General features: G+C 57.0%; 25 protein-coding genes. All 25 read left to right on the forward strand.

Going from position 1 to position 18,161, the window contains the following annotated elements:
- The first annotated feature begins 2 nt into the window (after positions 1 to 2).
- The gene (locus WCG50_RS05980; RefSeq protein ID WP_336898666.1) at positions 3 to 1,469 is read left to right on the forward strand and encodes a glutamate synthase subunit beta; all 1,467 of its coding nucleotides are present in this window, start codon (positions 3 to 5) and stop codon (positions 1,467 to 1,469) included.
- A gap of 139 nt (positions 1,470 to 1,608) precedes the next feature.
- Positions 1,609 to 2,427, forward strand: coding sequence for an ABC transporter ATP-binding protein (locus tag WCG50_RS05985; RefSeq protein WP_336898667.1), 819 nt, complete (start codon positions 1,609 to 1,611; stop codon positions 2,425 to 2,427).
- Positions 2,424 to 3,206, forward strand: coding sequence for a lipid asymmetry maintenance ABC transporter permease subunit MlaE (gene mlaE / locus WCG50_RS05990; protein WP_336898668.1), 783 nt, complete (start codon positions 2,424 to 2,426; stop codon positions 3,204 to 3,206). The genes WCG50_RS05985 and mlaE overlap by 4 nt, the downstream gene beginning before the upstream one ends.
- 9 nt (positions 3,207 to 3,215) lie before the next feature.
- Positions 3,216 to 3,704 carry an outer membrane lipid asymmetry maintenance protein MlaD gene (gene mlaD / locus WCG50_RS05995; RefSeq protein WP_336898669.1) on the forward strand — a complete coding sequence of 163 codons (489 nt, stop codon included), beginning with the start codon at positions 3,216 to 3,218 and terminating at the stop codon, positions 3,702 to 3,704.
- Positions 3,701 to 4,486, forward strand: coding sequence for a VacJ family lipoprotein (locus tag WCG50_RS06000; RefSeq protein WP_336898670.1), 786 nt, complete (start codon positions 3,701 to 3,703; stop codon positions 4,484 to 4,486). Before mlaD ends, WCG50_RS06000 begins: the two co-directional genes overlap by 4 nt.
- On the forward strand, positions 4,483 to 5,121 hold the full coding sequence (locus WCG50_RS06005) for an ABC transporter substrate-binding protein (protein WP_336898671.1): 639 nt from the start codon (positions 4,483 to 4,485) through the stop codon (positions 5,119 to 5,121). The genes WCG50_RS06000 and WCG50_RS06005 overlap by 4 nt, the downstream gene beginning before the upstream one ends.
- A gap of 2 nt (positions 5,122 to 5,123) precedes the next feature.
- The gene (locus WCG50_RS06010) at positions 5,124 to 5,411 is read left to right on the forward strand and encodes an STAS domain-containing protein (RefSeq protein ID WP_336898672.1); all 288 of its coding nucleotides are present in this window, start codon (positions 5,124 to 5,126) and stop codon (positions 5,409 to 5,411) included.
- A gap of 9 nt (positions 5,412 to 5,420) precedes the next feature.
- Positions 5,421 to 6,362 (forward strand): ABC transporter ATP-binding protein, encoded by a 942-nt coding sequence (locus WCG50_RS06015; RefSeq protein WP_336898673.1) that lies wholly within the window; start codon positions 5,421 to 5,423, stop codon positions 6,360 to 6,362.
- Complete coding sequence (locus WCG50_RS06020; RefSeq protein WP_336898674.1) at positions 6,359 to 7,114, forward strand: ABC transporter permease; 756 nt, start codon at positions 6,359 to 6,361, stop codon at positions 7,112 to 7,114. The genes WCG50_RS06015 and WCG50_RS06020 overlap by 4 nt, the downstream gene beginning before the upstream one ends.
- Before the next feature lie 64 nt (positions 7,115 to 7,178).
- A complete protein-coding gene (locus WCG50_RS06025; RefSeq protein ID WP_336898675.1) occupies positions 7,179 to 7,421 on the forward strand; it encodes a BolA/IbaG family iron-sulfur metabolism protein in 243 nt (80 codons plus the stop codon).
- 59 nt (positions 7,422 to 7,480) lie between these two features.
- Positions 7,481 to 8,743: a UDP-N-acetylglucosamine 1-carboxyvinyltransferase gene (gene murA, locus WCG50_RS06030; RefSeq protein ID WP_336898676.1), complete on the forward strand. Its 1,263-nt coding sequence runs from the start codon at positions 7,481 to 7,483 to the stop codon at positions 8,741 to 8,743.
- Complete coding sequence (gene hisG, locus WCG50_RS06035) at positions 8,740 to 9,378, forward strand: ATP phosphoribosyltransferase (protein ID WP_336898677.1); 639 nt, start codon at positions 8,740 to 8,742, stop codon at positions 9,376 to 9,378. Before murA ends, hisG begins: the two co-directional genes overlap by 4 nt.
- A gap of 17 nt (positions 9,379 to 9,395) precedes the next feature.
- Positions 9,396 to 10,739: a histidinol dehydrogenase gene (gene hisD, locus WCG50_RS06040; protein WP_336898678.1), complete on the forward strand. Its 1,344-nt coding sequence runs from the start codon at positions 9,396 to 9,398 to the stop codon at positions 10,737 to 10,739.
- A complete protein-coding gene (hisC, locus tag WCG50_RS06045) occupies positions 10,736 to 11,845 on the forward strand; it encodes a histidinol-phosphate transaminase (protein WP_336898679.1) in 1,110 nt (369 codons plus the stop codon). The genes hisD and hisC overlap by 4 nt, the downstream gene beginning before the upstream one ends.
- A complete protein-coding gene (gene hisB, locus WCG50_RS06050) occupies positions 11,842 to 12,459 on the forward strand; it encodes an imidazoleglycerol-phosphate dehydratase HisB (protein WP_336898680.1) in 618 nt (205 codons plus the stop codon). Before hisC ends, hisB begins: the two co-directional genes overlap by 4 nt.
- Before the next feature lie 51 nt (positions 12,460 to 12,510).
- Entirely contained in the window at positions 12,511 to 13,194 is a 684-nt protein-coding gene (gene hisH, locus WCG50_RS06055; protein ID WP_336898681.1) for an imidazole glycerol phosphate synthase subunit HisH, read from the forward strand.
- Between the two features lie 61 nt (positions 13,195 to 13,255).
- A complete protein-coding gene (gene hisA / locus WCG50_RS06060) occupies positions 13,256 to 13,996 on the forward strand; it encodes a 1-(5-phosphoribosyl)-5-[(5-phosphoribosylamino)methylideneamino]imidazole-4-carboxamide isomerase (RefSeq protein WP_336898682.1) in 741 nt (246 codons plus the stop codon).
- 6 nt (positions 13,997 to 14,002) lie between these two features.
- Positions 14,003 to 14,782, forward strand: coding sequence for an imidazole glycerol phosphate synthase subunit HisF (hisF, locus tag WCG50_RS06065; protein ID WP_336898683.1), 780 nt, complete (start codon positions 14,003 to 14,005; stop codon positions 14,780 to 14,782).
- Between the two features lie 124 nt (positions 14,783 to 14,906).
- Positions 14,907 to 15,320, forward strand: a complete 414-nt coding sequence (hisI, locus tag WCG50_RS06070; RefSeq protein ID WP_336898684.1) for a phosphoribosyl-AMP cyclohydrolase — start codon at positions 14,907 to 14,909, stop codon at positions 15,318 to 15,320.
- A 7-nt stretch (positions 15,321 to 15,327) separates the two neighbouring features.
- Complete coding sequence (locus tag WCG50_RS06075; protein WP_336898685.1) at positions 15,328 to 15,708, forward strand: phosphoribosyl-ATP diphosphatase; 381 nt, start codon at positions 15,328 to 15,330, stop codon at positions 15,706 to 15,708.
- Complete coding sequence (locus WCG50_RS06080; RefSeq protein WP_336898686.1) at positions 15,705 to 16,121, forward strand: hypothetical protein; 417 nt, start codon at positions 15,705 to 15,707, stop codon at positions 16,119 to 16,121. Before WCG50_RS06075 ends, WCG50_RS06080 begins: the two co-directional genes overlap by 4 nt.
- Positions 16,118 to 16,492, forward strand: a complete 375-nt coding sequence (locus WCG50_RS06085; protein WP_336898687.1) for a histidine triad nucleotide-binding protein — start codon at positions 16,118 to 16,120, stop codon at positions 16,490 to 16,492. Before WCG50_RS06080 ends, WCG50_RS06085 begins: the two co-directional genes overlap by 4 nt.
- Positions 16,493 to 16,560: 68 nt before the next feature.
- Positions 16,561 to 16,809 (forward strand): Sec-independent protein translocase subunit TatA, encoded by a 249-nt coding sequence (gene tatA / locus WCG50_RS06090; RefSeq protein ID WP_336898688.1) that lies wholly within the window; start codon positions 16,561 to 16,563, stop codon positions 16,807 to 16,809.
- A 40-nt stretch (positions 16,810 to 16,849) separates the two neighbouring features.
- Positions 16,850 to 17,314, forward strand: a complete 465-nt coding sequence (tatB, locus tag WCG50_RS06095) for a Sec-independent protein translocase protein TatB (RefSeq protein ID WP_336898689.1) — start codon at positions 16,850 to 16,852, stop codon at positions 17,312 to 17,314.
- The gene (tatC, locus tag WCG50_RS06100; RefSeq protein ID WP_336898690.1) at positions 17,314 to 18,102 is read left to right on the forward strand and encodes a twin-arginine translocase subunit TatC; all 789 of its coding nucleotides are present in this window, start codon (positions 17,314 to 17,316) and stop codon (positions 18,100 to 18,102) included. Before tatB ends, tatC begins: the two co-directional genes overlap by 1 nt.
- Positions 18,103 to 18,161: the final 59 nt, after the last annotated feature.

The following is an 18,161-nucleotide window of genomic DNA, read 5'->3' on the forward strand; positions in this document are numbered from 1 at the left end:
ATATGGGAAAAGTCACTGGTTTCATGGAATTTGAGCGTCTTGAAGAAGGCTACAAGCCGGCTCCCGAGCGTTTGAAAAATTACAAAGAGTTTGTCATTGGCCTGGACGACGCACAGGCCAAAGTGCAGGCAGCACGCTGCATGGACTGCGGCACGCCGTTTTGCAACAACGGCTGCCCGGTCAACAACATCATTCCGGATTTCAACGACTTGGTGTACCAGGGCGACTGGAAAAATGCGATTGATGTGCTGCACAGCACCAACAACTTCCCCGAGTTCACCGGTCGCATCTGCCCGGCACCGTGTGAAGCAGCTTGTGTGTTGAATGTGAATGACGACGCTGTGGGCATCAAGTCCATCGAGCACGCCATCATTGACCGCGCCTGGGCTGAAGGCTGGGTGCTTGCCCAACCGGCCAAGCACAAGACCGGTAAAAAAGTCGCTGTGGTGGGCTCCGGTCCAGCCGGTATGGCTGCGGCGCAACAGTTGGCGCGGGTCGGTCACGATGTCACCTTGTTCGAGAAAAATGACCGCGTTGGCGGATTGCTGCGCTACGGCATTCCTGATTTCAAGATGGAAAAAGTGCACATCGACCGTCGCGTCGAACAGTTGCAAAAAGAAGGTGTGACGATTCGCACTGGCGTGCTGATTGGCGAGATGCCCAAAGGCTCCAAGGTCACGAACTGGGCCAAAGAAACGATTTCTGCCGCCCAGCTGCAAAAAGACTTTGACGCGGTGTTGCTCACCGGCGGCTCCGAGCAATCGCGTGATTTGGCAGTGCCCGGTCGCGATCTGGATGGCGTCCACTTTGCGATGGAGTTTTTGCCCCAGCAAAACAAGGTCAACGCGGGCGATAAGCTCAAGGGCCAGTTGCGCGCGGAAGGCAAGCACGTCATCGTTATCGGTGGTGGCGACACCGGCTCCGATTGCGTGGGCACCAGCAACCGCCACGGCGCCGCCAGCGTCACCCAGTTTGAGGTGATGCCGCAGCCCCCGGTGGAAGAAAACCGCCCCATGACCTGGCCTTACTGGCCGCTCAAACTGCGCACCAGCTCCAGCCATGACGAAGGTTGCACGCGCGAGTTCGCCATTTCCACCCAAGAATTCATCGGTGAAAAAGGCAAAGTGACCGGTCTCAAGACCGTTCACATCGAGTTCAAAGACGGCAAGATGGTTGAAATTGCAGGCACCGAAAAAACCTACCCTGCCGATCTGGTCTTGCTGGCCATGGGCTTTGTGAATCCGGTGGCCACTGTGCTGGAGTCCTTCGGGATCGACAAGGACGCTCGCGGCAACGCCAAGGCCAGCACCGAATTTGCCGGGGGCTATGTCACCAACGTGCCCAAGGTTTTTGCGGCCGGTGACATTCGCCGCGGTCAAAGCCTGGTGGTGTGGGCCATTCGCGAAGGCCGTCAGGCCGCGCGTTCGGTGGATGAATTCCTGATGGGATTCAGCGATCTGCCAAGGTGAAATCCGGGAGGCGCCTACTCTCTAGGTGTAATCCCGTATGATCGAAGGGCCGGGCATTCCCCGGCCTTTGTTATTTTGAAACTTTGCGGGGCAGACCGCAGCGCAGCACAAGCTGGGCCCATTCTGTCCTCAACCCTCAATGTCCGTCCCTATTTCTGAATCTCTCGTTGAACTGCGTCATCTCACCTTTGGTTATGGTGAGCGGGTCATTCTGGACGACATCTCCTTGTCTGTGCCTCGTGGCAAAGTGACTGCGCTCATGGGCGCTTCAGGCGGTGGAAAGACCACCATCCTGCGTCTGATTGGCGGACAAAGCCGTGCGCAGCAGGGCGAAATGCTGTTTGATGGGCAAGACGTCACACCCATGAACCAAAAGCAGCTCTACGCCGCGCGTCGCCGCATGGGTATGTTGTTTCAGTTTGGCGCTCTATTTGCCGACTTGTCGGTGTTTGACAACGTGGCGTTTCCGCTGCGCGAGCACACCGACTTGTCCGAGAGCTTGATCCGTGACATTGTCCTGATGAAGCTCAATGCGGTCGGTTTGCGCGGTGCCCGCGACTTGATGCCCAGCGATCTGTCAGGCGGCATGGCGCGGCGCATTGCGCTGGCGCGTGCCATCGCCCTCGACCCTGAACTTGTGATGTACGACGAACCATTTTCCGGACTCGACCCGATTTCCTTGGCGATATCGGCACGCCTGATTCGCGAGTTGAACGATTCCATGGGGCTGACCAGCATTTTTGTCTCGCATGAGTTGGAGCAAACCTTTGCCATTGCCGACCATGTGATTATTCTGGCCAACGGCAAAATTGCCACCCAAGGCACACCCGACGAGGTCCGCCAAAGCACCGACCCGCTGGTGTATCAGTACGTGAATGCCTTGCCAGACGGTCCGGTTCGTTTTCATTACCCCGGCCCGACGGTTGATCAGGATTTTGGATTGGAAGCTGCGCCATGAGTTGGTTGAACCCTCGCGACATCGGATTTTCCGTGCGCAGTCAATTGGCTGACATGGGGCTCGGTGCCCGTCTTTTTGTACGATTGCTGACGACCTTTGGCAGCAGCTTCAAGCGTTTTGGGCTGATCCGCGACCAAATCCATTTTCTGGGTAATTATTCGCTGGCCATCATTGCAGTGTCCGGCTTGTTTGTTGGTTTTGTGTTTGGCTTGCAGGGTTACTACACTTTGCAGCGTTATGGCTCGTCTTCAGCACTCGGTCTGTTGGTTACGCTCACGTTGGTGCGGGAGTTGGGACCGGTCGTGACCGCCTTGTTGTTTGCCGGTCGCGCTGGCACCTCGCTCACCGCCGAAATCGGCTTGATGAAGGCGGGCGAGCAAATCAGCGTGATGGAAATGATGGCGGTGGACCCGGTTCTGCGTATTTTGGCGCCCCGTTTTTGGGCCGGTGTGATCACCATGCCGCTGCTGGCGGCAGTTTTCAGCGCGATGGGCATCATCGGCGGCTGGGCCGTGGGCGTACTCATGATTGGGGTGGATGGCGGTTCGTTCTGGAGTCAGATTCAGGGCGGCGTGGATGTTTGGCAAGACGTGGGCAACGGCGTTATTAAGAGCATGGTGTTTGGTTTTGCGGTCACTTTCATCGCTTTGTTCCAGGGCTTTGAAGCACAGCCGACGCCTGAAGGTGTGGCCAGTGCCACTACCCGAACCGTGGTGGTGGCTTCCCTGACAGTTTTGGGTCTGGATTTCATCCTGACCGCCATGATGTTTACTATTTAAAGAAATTTTATGCAGCGTTCTAAAAATGATTTGTGGGTCGGCATTTTTGTGCTGATAGGGGCTGTCGCCATTCTTTTCCTGGCATTACAAGCAGCCAATTTGTTGACTTTGAGTTTTCAGAAAAACTACATGGTCAGCGCCAAGTTTGACAATGTCGGTGGCCTCAAGCCCAAAGCGGCGGTGCGCAGTGCCGGTGTGGTGGTGGGGCGTGTTGAGAGTATTGTTTTCGATGACAAGTCGTTTCAGGCGCGCGTTAACCTGGCCATCGAAAGCCGTTATGCCTTCCCTAAAGACAGTTCCTTAAAAATTCTGACCAGCGGCTTGTTGGGTGAGCAATTTTTGGGTCTGGAGCCTGGTGCCGAAGACAAGATGCTGGTAGCGGGCGACACCATTTCCAGCACACAATCTGCGATGGTGCTGGAGAGTCTCATCAGCCAGTTTTTGTACAGCAAGGCGGCTGAAGGTAATAACGCTGACGTGGGCAAAGGCAAGAAATGAAATTGTTGCTGCCCATTTTGATGCTGACACTGACCCTCTTTGGTTGTGCCAGCGGACCCGGCGCTAATCCGCGTGATCCTCTGGAACCCTTTAATCGTGGGGTTTACAAGTTCAACGATGGGGTCGACCGGGCCGTGCTAAAACCCGTGGCCACCGCGTACCACGATGTCGTGCCCACGATGGTGCGAACCGGGGTCACCAATTTCTTTGGCAATCTGGAAGATGCCTGGTCGTTTGTCAATAACACCCTGCAACTCAAGGGTCAGGCGGCAGGCGATAGTTTTTTCCGTTTCGGAGTTAATACTTTCCTGGGCTTGGGGGGTGTTCTGGATGTGGCGAGCGAGATGAGAATCGAAAAGCACACCAAAGATTTCGGCCACACCCTGGGTTATTGGGGCGTCAAGCCGGGACCTTACCTGATGTTGCCTTTGCTGGGGCCTTCCACTGTGCGCGATGCCTTGGGTCGAACAATTGATGCACAGGGCGACATGGTGTCAGGCGTCTCGGACATTCCTACCCGAAACAGCCTGACGGTCGTGCGGGCCGTTGACACCCGGTCCGAATTGCTTCCCGCCACAGCCATGCTGGATGAAGTCGCGCTGGATAAATATTCGTTCACCCGCGATGCCTATTTGCAACGCCGACGCAGTGCCATTTTTGATGGCAATCCACCCGACGAAGAGGCGATGGAATCGGTTTTTGAACCGGTCCCTGTAGCCCAAGTGCCGGCTGAAACGTTAAATACTGCCGGGATCCCCGGAGATGAGAAAGTTAAACCATGAACCGTCGTTCAATAAGCCGCCTGTTGGCCTTAATGCTGGTCAGTGCGTCAACCCTGGTGGTGTTGCCAGTTCGTGCCGCTGATGAAGCCCCCGACGCCTTGATCAAACGCCTCTCGACCGAAGTGCTGGACAACATTCGGTCAGACAAAGCCATCCAGTCCGGCGATGTGTCGCGCATCATCACGCTGGTGGACGGCAAGATCATGCCAAACGTTAATTTCCAGCGCATGACCGCCTCGGCCGTCGGCCCCGCCTGGCGTCAGGCCACGCCCGAGCAGCAAAAGCGCTTGCAGGAAGAATTCAAGATTTTGCTGGTGCGTACCTATGCTGGCGCCTTGACGCAGGTCAGTGACCAGACCATCGCCCTCAAACCCCTGCGTGCGGCGCCTGAGGACAAAGAGGTGGTGGTGCGCACCGAAGTCAAAGGCCGTGGCGACCCGATTCAACTCGACTACAAACTTGAAAAAACACCGGGCGAGGGCGCAGGCTGGAAGATATTCAACCTGAACGTGCTGGGTGTCTGGTTGGTGGAAACTTATCGCAGCCAGTTTGCGCAGGAAATCAGTGCCAAAGGCATCCCCGGTTTGATTGCGACCCTGACTGACCGTAACAAAGCCAACGCCAAAAAGGGGTAATTGTGCTGGTACTTCCCCAAGAATTGATGCAATCCCAAGCCACTGCGTGCTTGCGGATGCTGGTACAAGGCTTGCGTTCACAGACCGGTTCTGACGCGGTAGTCGATGCCAGCGGCTTGAGCCGCTTTGATTCCTCCGCGTTGGCCGTGTTGCTCGAGTTTCGGCGTGAGGCGTTGGCCATGGGCAAGAAGTTTTCAATTCGGAGTTTGCCCTCTCGCCTGGCTGATCTGGCCAAGCTTTACGGGATTGATGAGCTGTTGTCATCAGCAGCGCCCACACTCGTAAAATAGCGGACCCCCATGTCCGCTATATCTTTTCAATCCGTTTCCAAGTCGTATTCTTCCCCTCGTGGGCCCAAGGGCAGTACTTTCCTGGCCCTTGATTCCGTCAGTCTGGCAATTGAAGAAGGTGAATTCTTTGGATTGCTAGGCCCCAACGGCGCGGGCAAGACCACCATGATCAGCATCTTGGCCGGCCTTTCTCGTGCCACCGGCGGTCAGGTTTCTGTGCTGGGGCATAACGTGCAGACCGATTACGCACAAGCGCGTCGTGCCTTGGGCGTGGTGCCTCAAGAGTTGGTGTTCGACCCGTTTTTCAACGTGCGTGAAGCTTTGCGCTTTCAGTCGGGTTACTTCGGCATCAAAAACAACGATGCCTGGATTGATGAGTTGCTCGACAGTCTGGGCTTGACCGACAAGGCTGAAGCCAACATGCGCCAGCTCTCGGGCGGCATGAAACGGCGCGTGCTGGTCGCGCAAGCGCTGGTGCACAAACCGCCCGTCATCGTGCTGGACGAACCCACGGCCGGGGTTGATGTGGAACTGCGCCAGACCTTGTGGCAATTCATTGCCAAGCTCAACAAACAGGGCAGTACCGTTTTGCTGACCACCCATTATCTGGAAGAGGCTGAAGCCCTCTGCGGCCGAATTGCCATGCTCAAGTCTGGGCGCATTGTGGCGCTCGACCACACCAGCGAGTTGCTCAAGGCCGCCTCCGGTAATGTGCTTCGCTTTAAAGTTGACAGCGAGTTGCCCCTGGAACTTGCGACCAAGGCCCGCATTACCGGGCGCATCGTCCAGTTCCCGGCGCATGACGCGCTGGAGATCGAACGGTACCTGGCGGCGGTGCGTGAGGCGGGTCTGGTGGCGCAGGATGTTGAAATTCGCAAAGCCGATCTGGAAGACGTTTTTCTGGCCGTGATGAACAAAAGTCATACGCCTTCTCAGGAGCATTCGGCATGAGGGGTTGGCAAGCCTTGTTGTACAAGGAAGTCTTGCGCTTTTGGCGCGTGGCGTTTCAAACCGTGGCCGGCCCGGTGCTGACCGCCATGCTGTACCTGCTGATCTTCGGGCATGCGCTGGAATCGCATGTCAAGGTCTACGACGCCATCAGTTACACCGCCTTTCTGGTGCCGGGTCTGGCCATGATGAGCCTGTTGCAAAACGCATTTGCCAACAGTTCCTCGTCATTGATCATGAGCAAGGTGATGGGCAATCTGGTGTTTTTGATGCTCACGCCGCTGTCGTACATGAATTGGTTCGTGGCCTATGTGGGTGCCGCCGTGATTCGCGGCCTGGTGGTGGGTCTGGGTGTGTTTGCCGTCTCTGCAATCTTTACTGATCTCAGTTTTGCCGCACCACTCTGGATATTGACCTTTGCGGTGATGGGCGCCGCCCTGATGGGCTCGTTGGGGCTGATCGCCGGCTTGTGGGCTGAGAAATTCGACCAACTGGCGGCCTTCCAGAACTTTGTGGTCATGCCCATGACGTTTTTGAGTGGGGTTTTTTACTCCATTCACTCGCTGCCACCGTTCTGGCAAACCGTGAGTCACCTGAACCCATTTTTCTACATGATTGATGGCTTTCGCTATGGTTTTTTTGGCCAAAGCGATGTGTCGCCCTGGCTTAGCTTGAGTGTGGTGGGTTCTGCCCTGGCAGTGGTGAGTGCGGTGGCGGTTTATCTGCTTCGCAGTGGCTACAAAATTCGGGGCTAATTGTTTTCTTTCAACCGTTGAGGTCAGCGCACAAGTCTGGCCTCACAAACCTGTAAATTTTGATATGAACGCAGACCAGATCAAAGACCTGATCGCCGCCAACCTGGTGTGCGAGTACATCACACTCGATGGCGATGGCCGCCACTGGAACGCCGTCATCGTGTCGCCCGAATTTGAGGGCAAGCGTGCCATCCAGCGCCACCAGCGCGTGTACGCCACCTTGGGCAATAAAATGAAAACCGACGAGATTCACGCCCTGTCGATGCAAACCCTGACGCCTGCCGAGTGGGCGGTTCAGCAGGCTTGACCGCATGCGCAGCCTGGATGGTCACGCTGCGCTCGCCATGACGAAATTAAAACGGACTTATGGATAAATTATTGATTCGCGGTGGTCAACCACTGCACGGAGAAGTCTTCATCTCCGGCGCCAAAAACGCGGCCTTGCCCGAGTTGTGCGCCTGCCTGCTGACCGCCGACGCCGTCACGTTGACCAATGTTCCGCGTTTGCAAGATGTGAACACCATGCTCAAACTGATTCGCAACATGGGCGTGCGTGCAGAGTTGGGTGAAAACGGTTTGGTGGTGGACGCCGGGTCGCTCACCAACCCCGAGGCACCTTACGAACTGGTGAAAACCATGCGCGCTTCGGTGCTGGCGCTCGGCCCGTTGCTGGCGCGTTTTGGCCACGCCAAGGTGTCCTTGCCGGGTGGTTGCGCCATTGGCTCGCGTCCGGTGGACCAGCACATCAAGGGACTGACCGCGATGGGTGCCGAAATTGTGGTCGAGCACGGCTACATGATCGCCAAGCTGCCCGAAGGCCGCACACGCCTCAAAGGGGCCCGTATTGCGACCGACATGGTGACCGTGACCGGCACTGAAAACTTTTTGATGGCCGCCTGCCTGGCCGAAGGCGAAACCATTCTTGAAAACGCCGCACAAGAGCCCGAGATTCCTGATCTGGCCGAAATGCTGATTAAGATGGGGGCCAAAATTGAAGGCCACGGCACCAGCCGCATCCGCATTCAAGGGGTTGAAAAGCTCCATGGCTGTGAACACCAGGTGGTGGCGGATCGGATTGAAACGGGCACCTTTCTCTGTGCTGTTGCCGCCACTGGGGGTGATGTGGTGCTCAAGCATGGCCGGGCTGAACACCTGGAAGCCGTGATTGAAAAACTGCGCGATGCTGGCGTCACTATCACGGAGGTGGACGGCGGCATCCACGTTCAATCGCAAGGGCGGCTTAAAAGCCAGAGTTTTCGCACCACCGAGTACCCCGGTTTTCCGACCGACATGCAGGCGCAGTTTATGGCGCTCAACTGCATCTCGCACGGCACCGCCAAGGTCACCGAGACGATTTTTGAGAACCGTTTCATGCACGTCAACGAGATGGTGCGCCTCGGCGCGCACATCCAGATAGACGGCAAGGTGTCGGTGGTGGAGGGCGTTGAAAAGCTCTCCGGTGCGACCGTGATGGCCACTGATTTGCGGGCATCTGCCAGCCTGGTGATCGCCGGATTGGTGGCGGAGGGTGAAACCTTGGTTGAGCGTATTTACCACCTGGACCGGGGCTACGACCAAATGGAAGCCAAACTGCGCGCCTTGGGTGCCGACATTGAAAGAATCAAATGATCACGATCGCGTTGTCCAAAGGCCGCATTTTTGAAGAAACCCTGCCGCTGTTGCGCGCTGCCGGCATTGAGGTACTGGAAGACCCCGAAAAATCTCGCAAGTTGATCCTCACCACCAACCAGCCCGATGTTCGGGTGCTGGTGGTGCGTGCCACCGATGTGCCGACTTATGTGCAGTACGGCGGTGCCGACCTCGGTATCACCGGCAAAGACACCTTGCTTGAGCATGGCAGCGACGGCCTCTACCAGCCCTTGGATCTGCAAATTGCCAAATGCCGTATCAGCGTGGCAGTGCGGGCTGATTTTGACTACGCCTCGGCGGTCAAACAAGGCTCGCGCCTGAAGGTGGCCACCAAATACGTGGCGATTGCGCGTGAATTTTTCGCCACCAAAGGCGTTCACGTGGACTTGATCAAGCTCTACGGCAGCATGGAACTGGCCCCTTTGGTTGGCTTGGCTGATGCGATTGTGGATCTGGTGTCTACCGGCAACACGCTCAAGGCGAATCATCTGGTGGAGGTTGAGCACATCATGGATATCAGCTCCCGCCTGGTCGTCAACCAAGCGGCGCTGAAGCTGAAACAAGTGCCCATTCGCAAGATCATTGATGCCTTTGCTTCGGCTATTGCCAAATAACCAATTTTAAAATCGCTATGAAATTTGTAGCTACACCCGCCCGTTTATCCTCTGCTAGCAGTGCTTTTGAAGCTGAATTCAAGGCGCGTCTGCATTGGTCCGCTGAAGCGGATGCGGCGATCGAGACCCGGGTGGCCGAGATTCTGCTGGATGTCCAGCAGCGCGGCGATGCGGCGGTGCTGGAATACACCGCACGGTTTGATGGCCTGGACGCCACAACGATGGGCGCCTTGGAGCTCACGCAAGAAGAACTCAAAACGGCCTTTGAGACCATTCCGACTGCCCAGCGCGAAGCTTTACAAGCGGCAGCCCAACGGGTGCGCAGTTACCACGAAGCGCAAAAGAAGGCCAGCGGCGAAAGTTGGAGTTATCGCGACGCTGACGGCACGTTGTTGGGGCAAAAGGTCACGCCGCTGGACCGTGTGGGCATTTATGTGCCCGGCGGCAAAGCAGCTTATCCGTCCTCGGTGTTGATGAACGCTATTCCCGCGCACGTGGCCGGTGTCGCTGAAATCATCATGGTGGTGCCGACGCCCAAGGGCGAAAAAAATGCGCTGGTACTGGCGGCTGCTTATGTGGCGGGCGTCACCCGTGCCTTTACGGTGGGCGGTGCGCAGGCGGTGGCGGCGTTGGCTTATGGCACGCAGACGATACCTAAAGTGGACAAAATCACCGGCCCCGGCAACGCCTATGTGGCGGCAGCCAAGCGCCGCGTGTTTGGCACGGTCGGTATCGACATGATTGCCGGCCCGAGCGAGATTCTGGTGTTAGCCGATGGCAGCACCCCGCCGGACTGGGTGGCGATGGATTTGTTCAGTCAGGCCGAACACGACGAGTTGGCGCAGAGTATTTTGCTGTGTCCCGACTTGGCCTACATCGAGCTAGTGCAGCAAAGCATCAACCGCCTGTTGAACGAGATGCCGCGCGCCGAGATCATTGCCAAGTCGCTCAATGGCCGGGGTGCGCTGATTCACACGCGCAGCATGGAAGAAGCTTGCGCAATCAGCAACCGCATTGCGCCCGAGCATTTAGAGGTGAGCAGCCGCGAGGCGCAGCGCTGGGAGCCGCTGCTGAAACACGCGGGTGCCATTTTTCTGGGCGCCTACACCAGCGAGTCGCTGGGCGACTACTGCGCTGGCCCCAACCATGTACTGCCGACCAGTGGCACGGCGCGTTTCAGTTCGCCCTTGGGTGTGTACGATTTCCAGAAGCGCTCCAGCCTGATAGAAGTGAGCGAAGCCGGAGCCCAGTCGCTCGGTCTGATCGCCGCAGAACTGGCCTATGGCGAAGGGCTGCAAGCCCATGCGCGCGCCGCAGAAATGCGATTAGCGGTAGTGCCGCCGATGCGGGTCAATCCATGAGTTTGGCTCACGTTCAGGCAAGACAAGTGATTCGCCAAGATGTACTGGCCATGCACGCCTACGCCGTGCAGGATTCAACCGGCATGGTCAAGCTTGATGCGATGGAAAATCCACACCGGCTGTCGCAGGATTTGCAGGAAAAGCTAGGCCACCGCTTGGGTGCGCTGGCGCTGAACCGCTACCCGGATGGACGCGTCAACGACCTGCGCCAGACGCTGGCCCATTACGCCGGCATGCCCGAAGGCTTTGAGATCATGCTGGGCAATGGCTCTGATGAGTTGATCAGCCTGCTGGCGCTGGCCTGCGCCGTGCCGCCGAGTGCTGTCAATGGCTTCAAGCCAGCGAGTGTGCTGGCGCTGGTGCCCGGTTTTGTGATGTACGCCATGAGCGCGCAACTGCAGGGTTTGGCCTTTCACGGCGTGCCCTTGACGCCCGACTTTGAGTTGGACGAGGCTGCCATGCTGGCCGCCATTGAAGAGCACCGGCCCGCCATCACCTACTTGGCTTACCCGAACAACCCGACCGCCAATCTGTGGGACGACGCGGTGATCGAGAAGATCATTTTGGCGGTGGGCGAGCAGGGCGGTTTGGTGGTGATGGACGAAGCGTACCAGCCGTTTTCCAGTAAAAGCTACATTGATCGTTTAGCGCGTCACCGCCATGTGCTGCTGATGCGCACCTTGAGTAAATTTGGTCTGGCTGGCGTGCGACTTGGCTACATGATGGGCCCCCAAGCCTTGATTGCCGAGGTCGATAAGGTGCGCCCTCCCTACAACATCAGTGTGCTGAACTGCGAGTGCGCCCTGTTTGCACTTGAGCATCAAGAAGTTTTTGCAGCTCAAGCCCATGAGCTGCGTGCGCAGCGTGCTATTATTTTTGAAAACTTGTACCAGTTGCCCGGCGTGCTGGCCTACCCCAGCGATGCCAATATGATCCTGGTGCGGGTGCCCGATGCACAAAAAACCTTTGAAGGCATGAAGTCGCGACAAGTCCTCGTCAAGAACGTTTCTAAAATGCACCCACTGCTGGCCAACTGCCTGCGCCTGACGGTGGGCACCCGCGATGAAAACCGGCTTATGCTCACGGCACTCCAAGAATCACTATGACCACCCTGACTGCAACCCCTCTGGCACCGCGAACCGCGGAGATTTCCCGCAATACGGCTGAGACCCAAATCACGGTCAAGGTCAATCTGGACGGCACTGGTGTCGCCAAACTGCACACCGGCATTGGTTTTTTTGACCACATGCTCGACCAGATTGCCCGCCACGGCATGATCGACCTCGACATTCATGCCGTGGGTGATTTGCACATTGACGGCCACCACACGGTAGAAGACGTCGGCATTGCCTTCGGTCAGGCGGTCATCAAGGCGGTGGGCGATAAAAAAGGTATTCGCCGCTACGGTCACGCCTATGTGCCACTGGACGAAGCGCTGTCGCGTGTGGTGATCGACCTGTCGGGTCGCCCCGGTTTGATCATGAACGTGCCCTTTAAAAGCGGCATGATCGGCGAGTTTGACACCCAATTGGCCCATGAGTTTTTTCAGGGTTTTGTGAACCACGCCTTTGTCACGCTGCACATCGACAACCTGCGCGGTGAAAACGCCCACCACCAGGCCGAGACCGTGTTCAAGGCCTTTGCCCGCGCTTTGCGGAGTGCGCTGGAACTCGACCCGCGCTCGCTCGGCACCATTCCTTCGACCAAGGGTTCTTTGTAGTTTTATATGCCAAATAGGCCTCTAGCCCCCGTATCTTCTGTGTCAGTAGCTATGAATTCAGTAGTCATTAATGCGCGTCCCAAAACGGTAGCCGTGGTCGATTACGGCATGGGCAATTTGCGTTCGGTGTCGCAAGCGGTGATTCATGCAGCGCAGGGCTCTGGCGTCGAGGTGGTGTGGGCCCGTACCGCCGCCGAAGTGATGGCGGCTGAGCGCGTGGTGCTGCCGGGCCAGGGTGGTATGCGTGACTGCATGCGCGAGTTGCATGACTCCGGCATGCTGGCTGCCGTGCTGCATGCTGCGGCCAACAAGCCTTTGATGGGCGTTTGTGTCGGCATGCAAATGCTGCTCGACCACAGCGAAGAACAAGACACCGCCTGCCTGGGCCTGATCCCTGGTGAGGTGCGAAAGTTTGATTTGATTGGCCAGAAACAGCCCGACGGCAGCCGCTACAAAGTGCCGCAAATGGGCTGGAACCAGGTTTATCGCAACGACCACGGCGGCGCGACGCACCCGGTGTGGGGCGAGGTGCCGGACGGCAGTTACTTCTATTTTGTGCACAGTTATTACGCACAACCGTCTGATGCGCGCCACAGCGTGGGCGAGACCGACTACGGGCAACGCTTCAGTTCGGCGATTGCACGCGATAATATTTTTGCCACCCAATTTCACCCTGAAAAAAGTGCTGAACACGGATTGTCCCTGTACCGCAACTTCCTTCACTGGAACCCCTGAATCTCCGAACTTCTTGCTCTCATGAGCACCCAGCCCCTTTCCTCCACCACTCTGAAGCATCATGCTTTTAATACCTGCAATTGACTTAAAAGACGGCCACTGCGTACGCCTCAAACAAGGCGACATGGACCAATCCACCACTTTCGGCGAAGACCCGGCTGTCATGGCCCGAAGCTGGGTTGACAAAGGCGCCCGACGCCTGCACCTGGTCGATCTGAACGGTGCTTTTGCAGGTCATCCCAAAAACGAGATGGCGATTCGCAAGCTTCTCAAGGCAGTGGGTAGCGAAATTGATGTTCAGTTGGGCGGTGGTATTCGTGACCTCGACACCATCGAGCGTTACCTCGATGCCGGCCTGCGCTACGTCATCATTGGCACGGCCGCGGTCAAAAACCCCGGTTTCCTGCAAGATGCCTGCACCGCGTTTGGCGGTCACATCATCGTCGGCCTTGACGCCCGGGACGGCAAAGTGGCCACCGATGGCTGGAGTAAATTGACCCGCCACGATGTGGTGGATCTGGCCAAGAAATACGAAGACTACGGCGTAGAGTCCATTATTTACACCGACATTGGCCGTGACGGCATGCTCACCGGCATCAACGTCGAGTCCACCGTGCGACTGGCGCAAGCCTTGTCGATTCCGGTCATCGCCTCGGGCGGCTTGAGCAACATGGCTGACATCGAAGCTCTTTGCGCGGTTGAAGACCAAGGCGTTGAAGGCGTCATTTGTGGCCGAGCCATCTACTCCGGCGACCTCGACTTTGCCGCCGCGCAAGAGCGGGCGGACGAGTTGAACGGCTGATCTCACGTGCTCGCCAAACGCATCATCCCCTGCCTTGACGTCACCGGCGGCCGCGTGGTCAAGGGCGTTAATTTTGTTGAGCTGCGCGACGCAGGTGACCCGGTCGAAATCGCGGCACGCTACAACGACCAAGGCGCCGACGAACTGACCTTTCTCGACATCACCGCCACCAGCGATGGGCGCGACATGATTTTGCACATCATCGAAGCGGTGGCCTCGCAGGTGTTTATTCCGCTGACGGTCGGCGGCGGTGTGCGCACCGTCGAGGACGTGCGCCGACTTCTCAACGCGGGTGCCGACAAGACCAGTTTCAACTCGGCCGCGCTGGCTAATCCGCAAGTGATTCGGGACGCCTCCGCCAAATACGGCGCCCAGTGCATCGTGGTGGCGATTGACGCCAAGCGCCGCTTTGGCGACGACTTGCTGGACCGCGGCGAGGGTTGGGACGTTTACAGCCACGGCGGCCGCCAGAACACCAAGCTCGACGTGGTGGCGTGGGCGACGCAGATGGCCGAGTACGGCGCAGGCGAGATTTTGCTCACCAGCATGGACCGCGACGGCACCAAAGCCGGTTTCGATCTGGCGCTGACCCGCGCGGTCAGTGACGCCATCAGCGTGCCGGTGATTGCCTCGGGTGGTGTCGGCAATCTGGACCATCTGGCCGATGGCATCAAACTGGGCGGTGCCGATGCGGTACTGGCCGCGAGTATTTTCCATTACGGCGAATACACCGTGGGCCAAGCCAAAGCGCGCATGGCCGAGCGTGGCATTCCGGTTCGGATTTAACTGTGACGCGTAGTCATTCCTGAGTTTTGGCTTGGGTTGGAACTACGCTATCCGCTCAGTATTTAGCTTTATAGGCCTCTAGCCCCCGTTTCATCTGCGTAAGCAGCTATAAATTAAGTAGCAAATGCAAAATTCAAACGATGCGCCCGTGAGTTGGTTAAAACATATTCGCTGGGATTCCAAAGGCCTGGTGCCAGTGATTGCGCAGGAGCAGGGCACCAACGACGTGCTGATGTTCGCCTGGATGAACCGCGAGGCTTTGCAAAAGACAGCGGAGTTGGGTCAAGCGGTGTATTTCAGCCGTTCGCGCAACAAAATTTGGTACAAAGGCGAAGAGTCAGGCCATGTGCAAAAAGTGCACGAAATCCGCATGGACTGCGACAACGACGTGATTTTGCTCAAGGTGACGCAGCTCGGTCACGAACCCGGTATTGCTTGCCACACCGGGCGTCACAGTTGTTTCTTCAGCGTCTACGAAAATGGCGAGTGGAAAGTCACCGAGCCGGTCTTGAAAGACCCGCAAACCATCTACAAATAAGCGCTCTATGTCATCAAACACCCATTCAGCTGATTCATTGGCCCAACTGGCGCAAGTCATTGAGTCTCGCTTGCCGCAAAACGGCGGCGATCCCACCGCCAGTTATGTGGCGCGCCTGCTGCACAAAGGGCCGGATGCGTTCCTGAAAAAAATCGGCGAAGAAGCCACCGAAGTGGTGATGGCGGCCAAAGACGCGGACCATGGCGGTGACAAAACCAAGATCGTCTACGAGGTAGCCGACCTGTGGTTTCACTGCATGATCGCGCTGGCCCATTACGGCTTGAAGCCAGCTGATGTGGTGGCTGAGTTGGATCGCCGTGTGGGCACCAGCGGCCTCGAAGAAATGGCTCTGCGCAAGGTTCAAGCGCGAGAAGCGGAGCCCAAGTGAGCCCCAATTTCCAGAATCCCGGCAATGATCCCAGTCTGGATCAAACCCGCTTGCAACAACTGCAGTCGCTCAACACCGTGGGCACCATCAGCTATGTTTTGCATTTGATCGTGGCTGTTAGTGCCCTGATACCGGGCGGTCAGTTTGGCCCCATGCTTCTGATTGCGGCCTTGATCATTGACATGGTGAAACGCCCGGACGCCGCGGGCACTTGGCATGCCTCGCATTTTCGGTGGCGCATCCGTTCTGTCATCGTGGCCGCGTTGCTGTATATGGTGACGGCGCCCTTGTGGTTCCTCTTTATCCTGCCGGGATGGTTCGCCTGGTGTGGCATTTCCATCTGGTTTTTGTACCGCATCGTCACCGGCATGGTTCGCATGAACAAAGGCCTGGGAATGGAGATGTCCGCATGATTGAATCGATCGTTCACAGCGACCGTGATTGCCTGTTTTGTAAAATTATTGCGGGCAAAATTCCTTCCAAAGTCGTTTACCAGGACGAGGAAATCTTTATCTTTCACGACATCCACCCGTGGGCGCCAGTGCATTTTCTTATGATTCCCAAGCTGCATATTCCGTCCATGGCGCAGGTGGGTGCAGAGCACGCCGCACTGCTGGGGCGCATGCTGGTGCTGGCCCCGAAACTGGCCTTGCAGGAAGGTTGTAACCCCTACCCAGAAGGCGGCTTTCGCATCTTGTGCAACACCGGCGACCAAGGCGGGCAAGAGGTACACCATCTGCATATCCATGTGATGGGCGGACCCCGGCCCTGGCTCAAGGGTTAATTTCCTGGTTTATTCGTTCAAAATCTACTTCGCCCCTTAAAATTGGCGCAATTCGTTAGGAGAGACTCATGGGATTTTCAACCACACACCTGATCATTTTTTTGGTCATCATCATTGTCATTTTTGGCACCAAGAAGCTGCGCAATATCGGCTCTGACCTCGGCGGCGCCGTCAAAGGCTTCAAGGACGGCATGAAAGACGGCAACGAAAAGGCCGCTGAATCAACCGCTGTCACTCCCGCACCCGCTCAGCAGGTTGCCTCAGGCGCCACAGCTGCCAAAGACACGATTGATGTCGAAGCCAAGACCAAGGTTTGAACGCCTTGCCTTTTTTGCAGCTTCAGTGGGACTCCTTTAAGTGATTGATATTGGTATCACCAAGCTCGCCATCATTGGCGGCATTGCACTCGTGGTGATTGGTCCTGAAAAATTGCCGGGACTGGCCAAGACCGTGGGCACCTTGCTGGGCCGTGCCCGCCGCTACGTGGCCGATGTCAAGTCTGAAGTCAATCGCTCCATGGAACTCGATGAATTCAAGAAAATGAAGGATTCGGTTGAAAGTGCCGCGCGGGATGTCGAAAACTCGATTCAGACCAGTACCGCTGATTTCGAGAAAAGCTGGGCTGATGCCACCGGACTGGCTGCCGAGTCACATTTCACCGACGCCAGCCCCGTTTTCCCCGAGTACAAACACCCCAAGAAGAAATGGCGCGTCAAGCTGGGAGCCACCCCGCGCTGGTACAAAGCCCGTACCGGCACCCGAACCAACGCCATGTCGGGGGCAGCCCGCGTTGCCCGGTACCGACCCTCCAAAGTTAGCTGATGACCGACCCTGTAAAAAAAGAAGACGAACTGGCCGGAACCGAACAGCCCTTCGTACAACACCTGTTTGAGTTGCGTGACCGTCTGCTGAAGGCGATGTATGGCGTTGTTGCCATTCTGGCCGGGTTGCTGTTTTACCCTGGGCCGTCCAAGTTGTATGACTTCTTGGCCATGCCGCTGGTCAAAGCCTTGCCCGAAGGCTCAAAGATGATTGCCGTGGGCGTGGTATCGCCATTTCTGGTACCGATCAAGGTGTCGGTGCTGGCAGCGATTGGCTTGTCCCTGCCTTGGATTCTTTACCAGATCTGGGCGTTTGTGGCGCCAGGACTCTATAAGCACGAGAAGAAACTGGTCCTGCCGCTGGTGGCGGCCAGCACGATTTTGTTTTACACCGGGGCGGCGTTTTGCTACTTTTTTGTGTTCGGCCAAGCCTTCCCGGCGATCCAGAAAATGGCACCGATGTCGGTGGCGGTCAGTCCTGACATTGAGGCGTATCTCGACTTTGTTATCACGATGTTCATTGCCTTTGGTGTTGCGTTTGAAGTGCCGATCGTGGTGGTCATTCTGGCGCGTATGGGCATTGTGACCATTGCCCAACTCAAGTCGTTTCGCACCTACTTTGTGGTGGGCGCCGCCGCCGTGTCGGGGTTGGTGACACCGCCTGATCCGGTGTCAATGGTGGCTCTGTTGGTGCCCATGTACCTGCTGTACGAAGTCGGCATTTTGGCTGCGCAATTATTCATCAAGCACACGCAGGCACCAGATGATGCTGCCGAAGCCAAGGTTTAGGCTCAATCGGGCGGTAGCCCAAGTGCTACCTGCGTGAGCCGCTATTAAATACTGAGTAA

Source organism: Rhodoferax sp. (assembly GCF_037143375.1).
GTDB lineage: Bacteria > Pseudomonadota > Gammaproteobacteria > Burkholderiales > Burkholderiaceae_C > Rhodoferax.

Excerpts from the sequence above, each read along its gene's own strand:
- WCG50_RS06075 (WP_336898685.1), top strand. The coding sequence starts at position 15,328 with ATGTCATCAAACACCCATTCAGCTGATTCATTGGCCCAACTGGCGCAA.
- WCG50_RS06015 (WP_336898673.1), top strand. The coding sequence starts at position 5,421 with ATGTCCGCTATATCTTTTCAATCCGTTTCCAAGTCGTATTCTTCCCCT.
- WCG50_RS05980 (WP_336898666.1), top strand. The coding sequence starts at position 3 with ATGGGAAAAGTCACTGGTTTCATGGAATTTGAGCGTCTTGAAGAAGGC.
- hisG (WP_336898677.1), top strand. The coding sequence starts at position 8,740 with ATGATCACGATCGCGTTGTCCAAAGGCCGCATTTTTGAAGAAACCCTG.
- hisH (WP_336898681.1), top strand. The coding sequence starts at position 12,511 with ATGAATTCAGTAGTCATTAATGCGCGTCCCAAAACGGTAGCCGTGGTC.
- hisD (WP_336898678.1), top strand. The coding sequence starts at position 9,396 with ATGAAATTTGTAGCTACACCCGCCCGTTTATCCTCTGCTAGCAGTGCT.
- WCG50_RS06085 (WP_336898687.1), top strand. The coding sequence starts at position 16,118 with ATGATTGAATCGATCGTTCACAGCGACCGTGATTGCCTGTTTTGTAAA.
- mlaD (WP_336898669.1), top strand. The coding sequence starts at position 3,216 with ATGCAGCGTTCTAAAAATGATTTGTGGGTCGGCATTTTTGTGCTGATA.
- WCG50_RS06000 (WP_336898670.1), top strand. The coding sequence starts at position 3,701 with ATGAAATTGTTGCTGCCCATTTTGATGCTGACACTGACCCTCTTTGGT.
- hisC (WP_336898679.1), top strand. The coding sequence starts at position 10,736 with ATGAGTTTGGCTCACGTTCAGGCAAGACAAGTGATTCGCCAAGATGTA.
- hisI (WP_336898684.1), top strand. The coding sequence starts at position 14,907 with ATGCAAAATTCAAACGATGCGCCCGTGAGTTGGTTAAAACATATTCGC.
- murA (WP_336898676.1), top strand. The coding sequence starts at position 7,481 with ATGGATAAATTATTGATTCGCGGTGGTCAACCACTGCACGGAGAAGTC.
- tatC (WP_336898690.1), top strand. The coding sequence starts at position 17,314 with ATGACCGACCCTGTAAAAAAAGAAGACGAACTGGCCGGAACCGAACAG.
- WCG50_RS06025 (WP_336898675.1), top strand. The coding sequence starts at position 7,179 with ATGAACGCAGACCAGATCAAAGACCTGATCGCCGCCAACCTGGTGTGC.
- mlaE (WP_336898668.1), top strand. The coding sequence starts at position 2,424 with ATGAGTTGGTTGAACCCTCGCGACATCGGATTTTCCGTGCGCAGTCAA.
- hisB (WP_336898680.1), top strand. The coding sequence starts at position 11,842 with ATGACCACCCTGACTGCAACCCCTCTGGCACCGCGAACCGCGGAGATT.
- WCG50_RS06020 (WP_336898674.1), top strand. The coding sequence starts at position 6,359 with ATGAGGGGTTGGCAAGCCTTGTTGTACAAGGAAGTCTTGCGCTTTTGG.
- hisA (WP_336898682.1), top strand. The coding sequence starts at position 13,256 with ATGCTTTTAATACCTGCAATTGACTTAAAAGACGGCCACTGCGTACGC.
- WCG50_RS06005 (WP_336898671.1), top strand. The coding sequence starts at position 4,483 with ATGAACCGTCGTTCAATAAGCCGCCTGTTGGCCTTAATGCTGGTCAGT.
- WCG50_RS05985 (WP_336898667.1), top strand. The coding sequence starts at position 1,609 with ATGTCCGTCCCTATTTCTGAATCTCTCGTTGAACTGCGTCATCTCACC.
- tatA (WP_336898688.1), top strand. The coding sequence starts at position 16,561 with ATGGGATTTTCAACCACACACCTGATCATTTTTTTGGTCATCATCATT.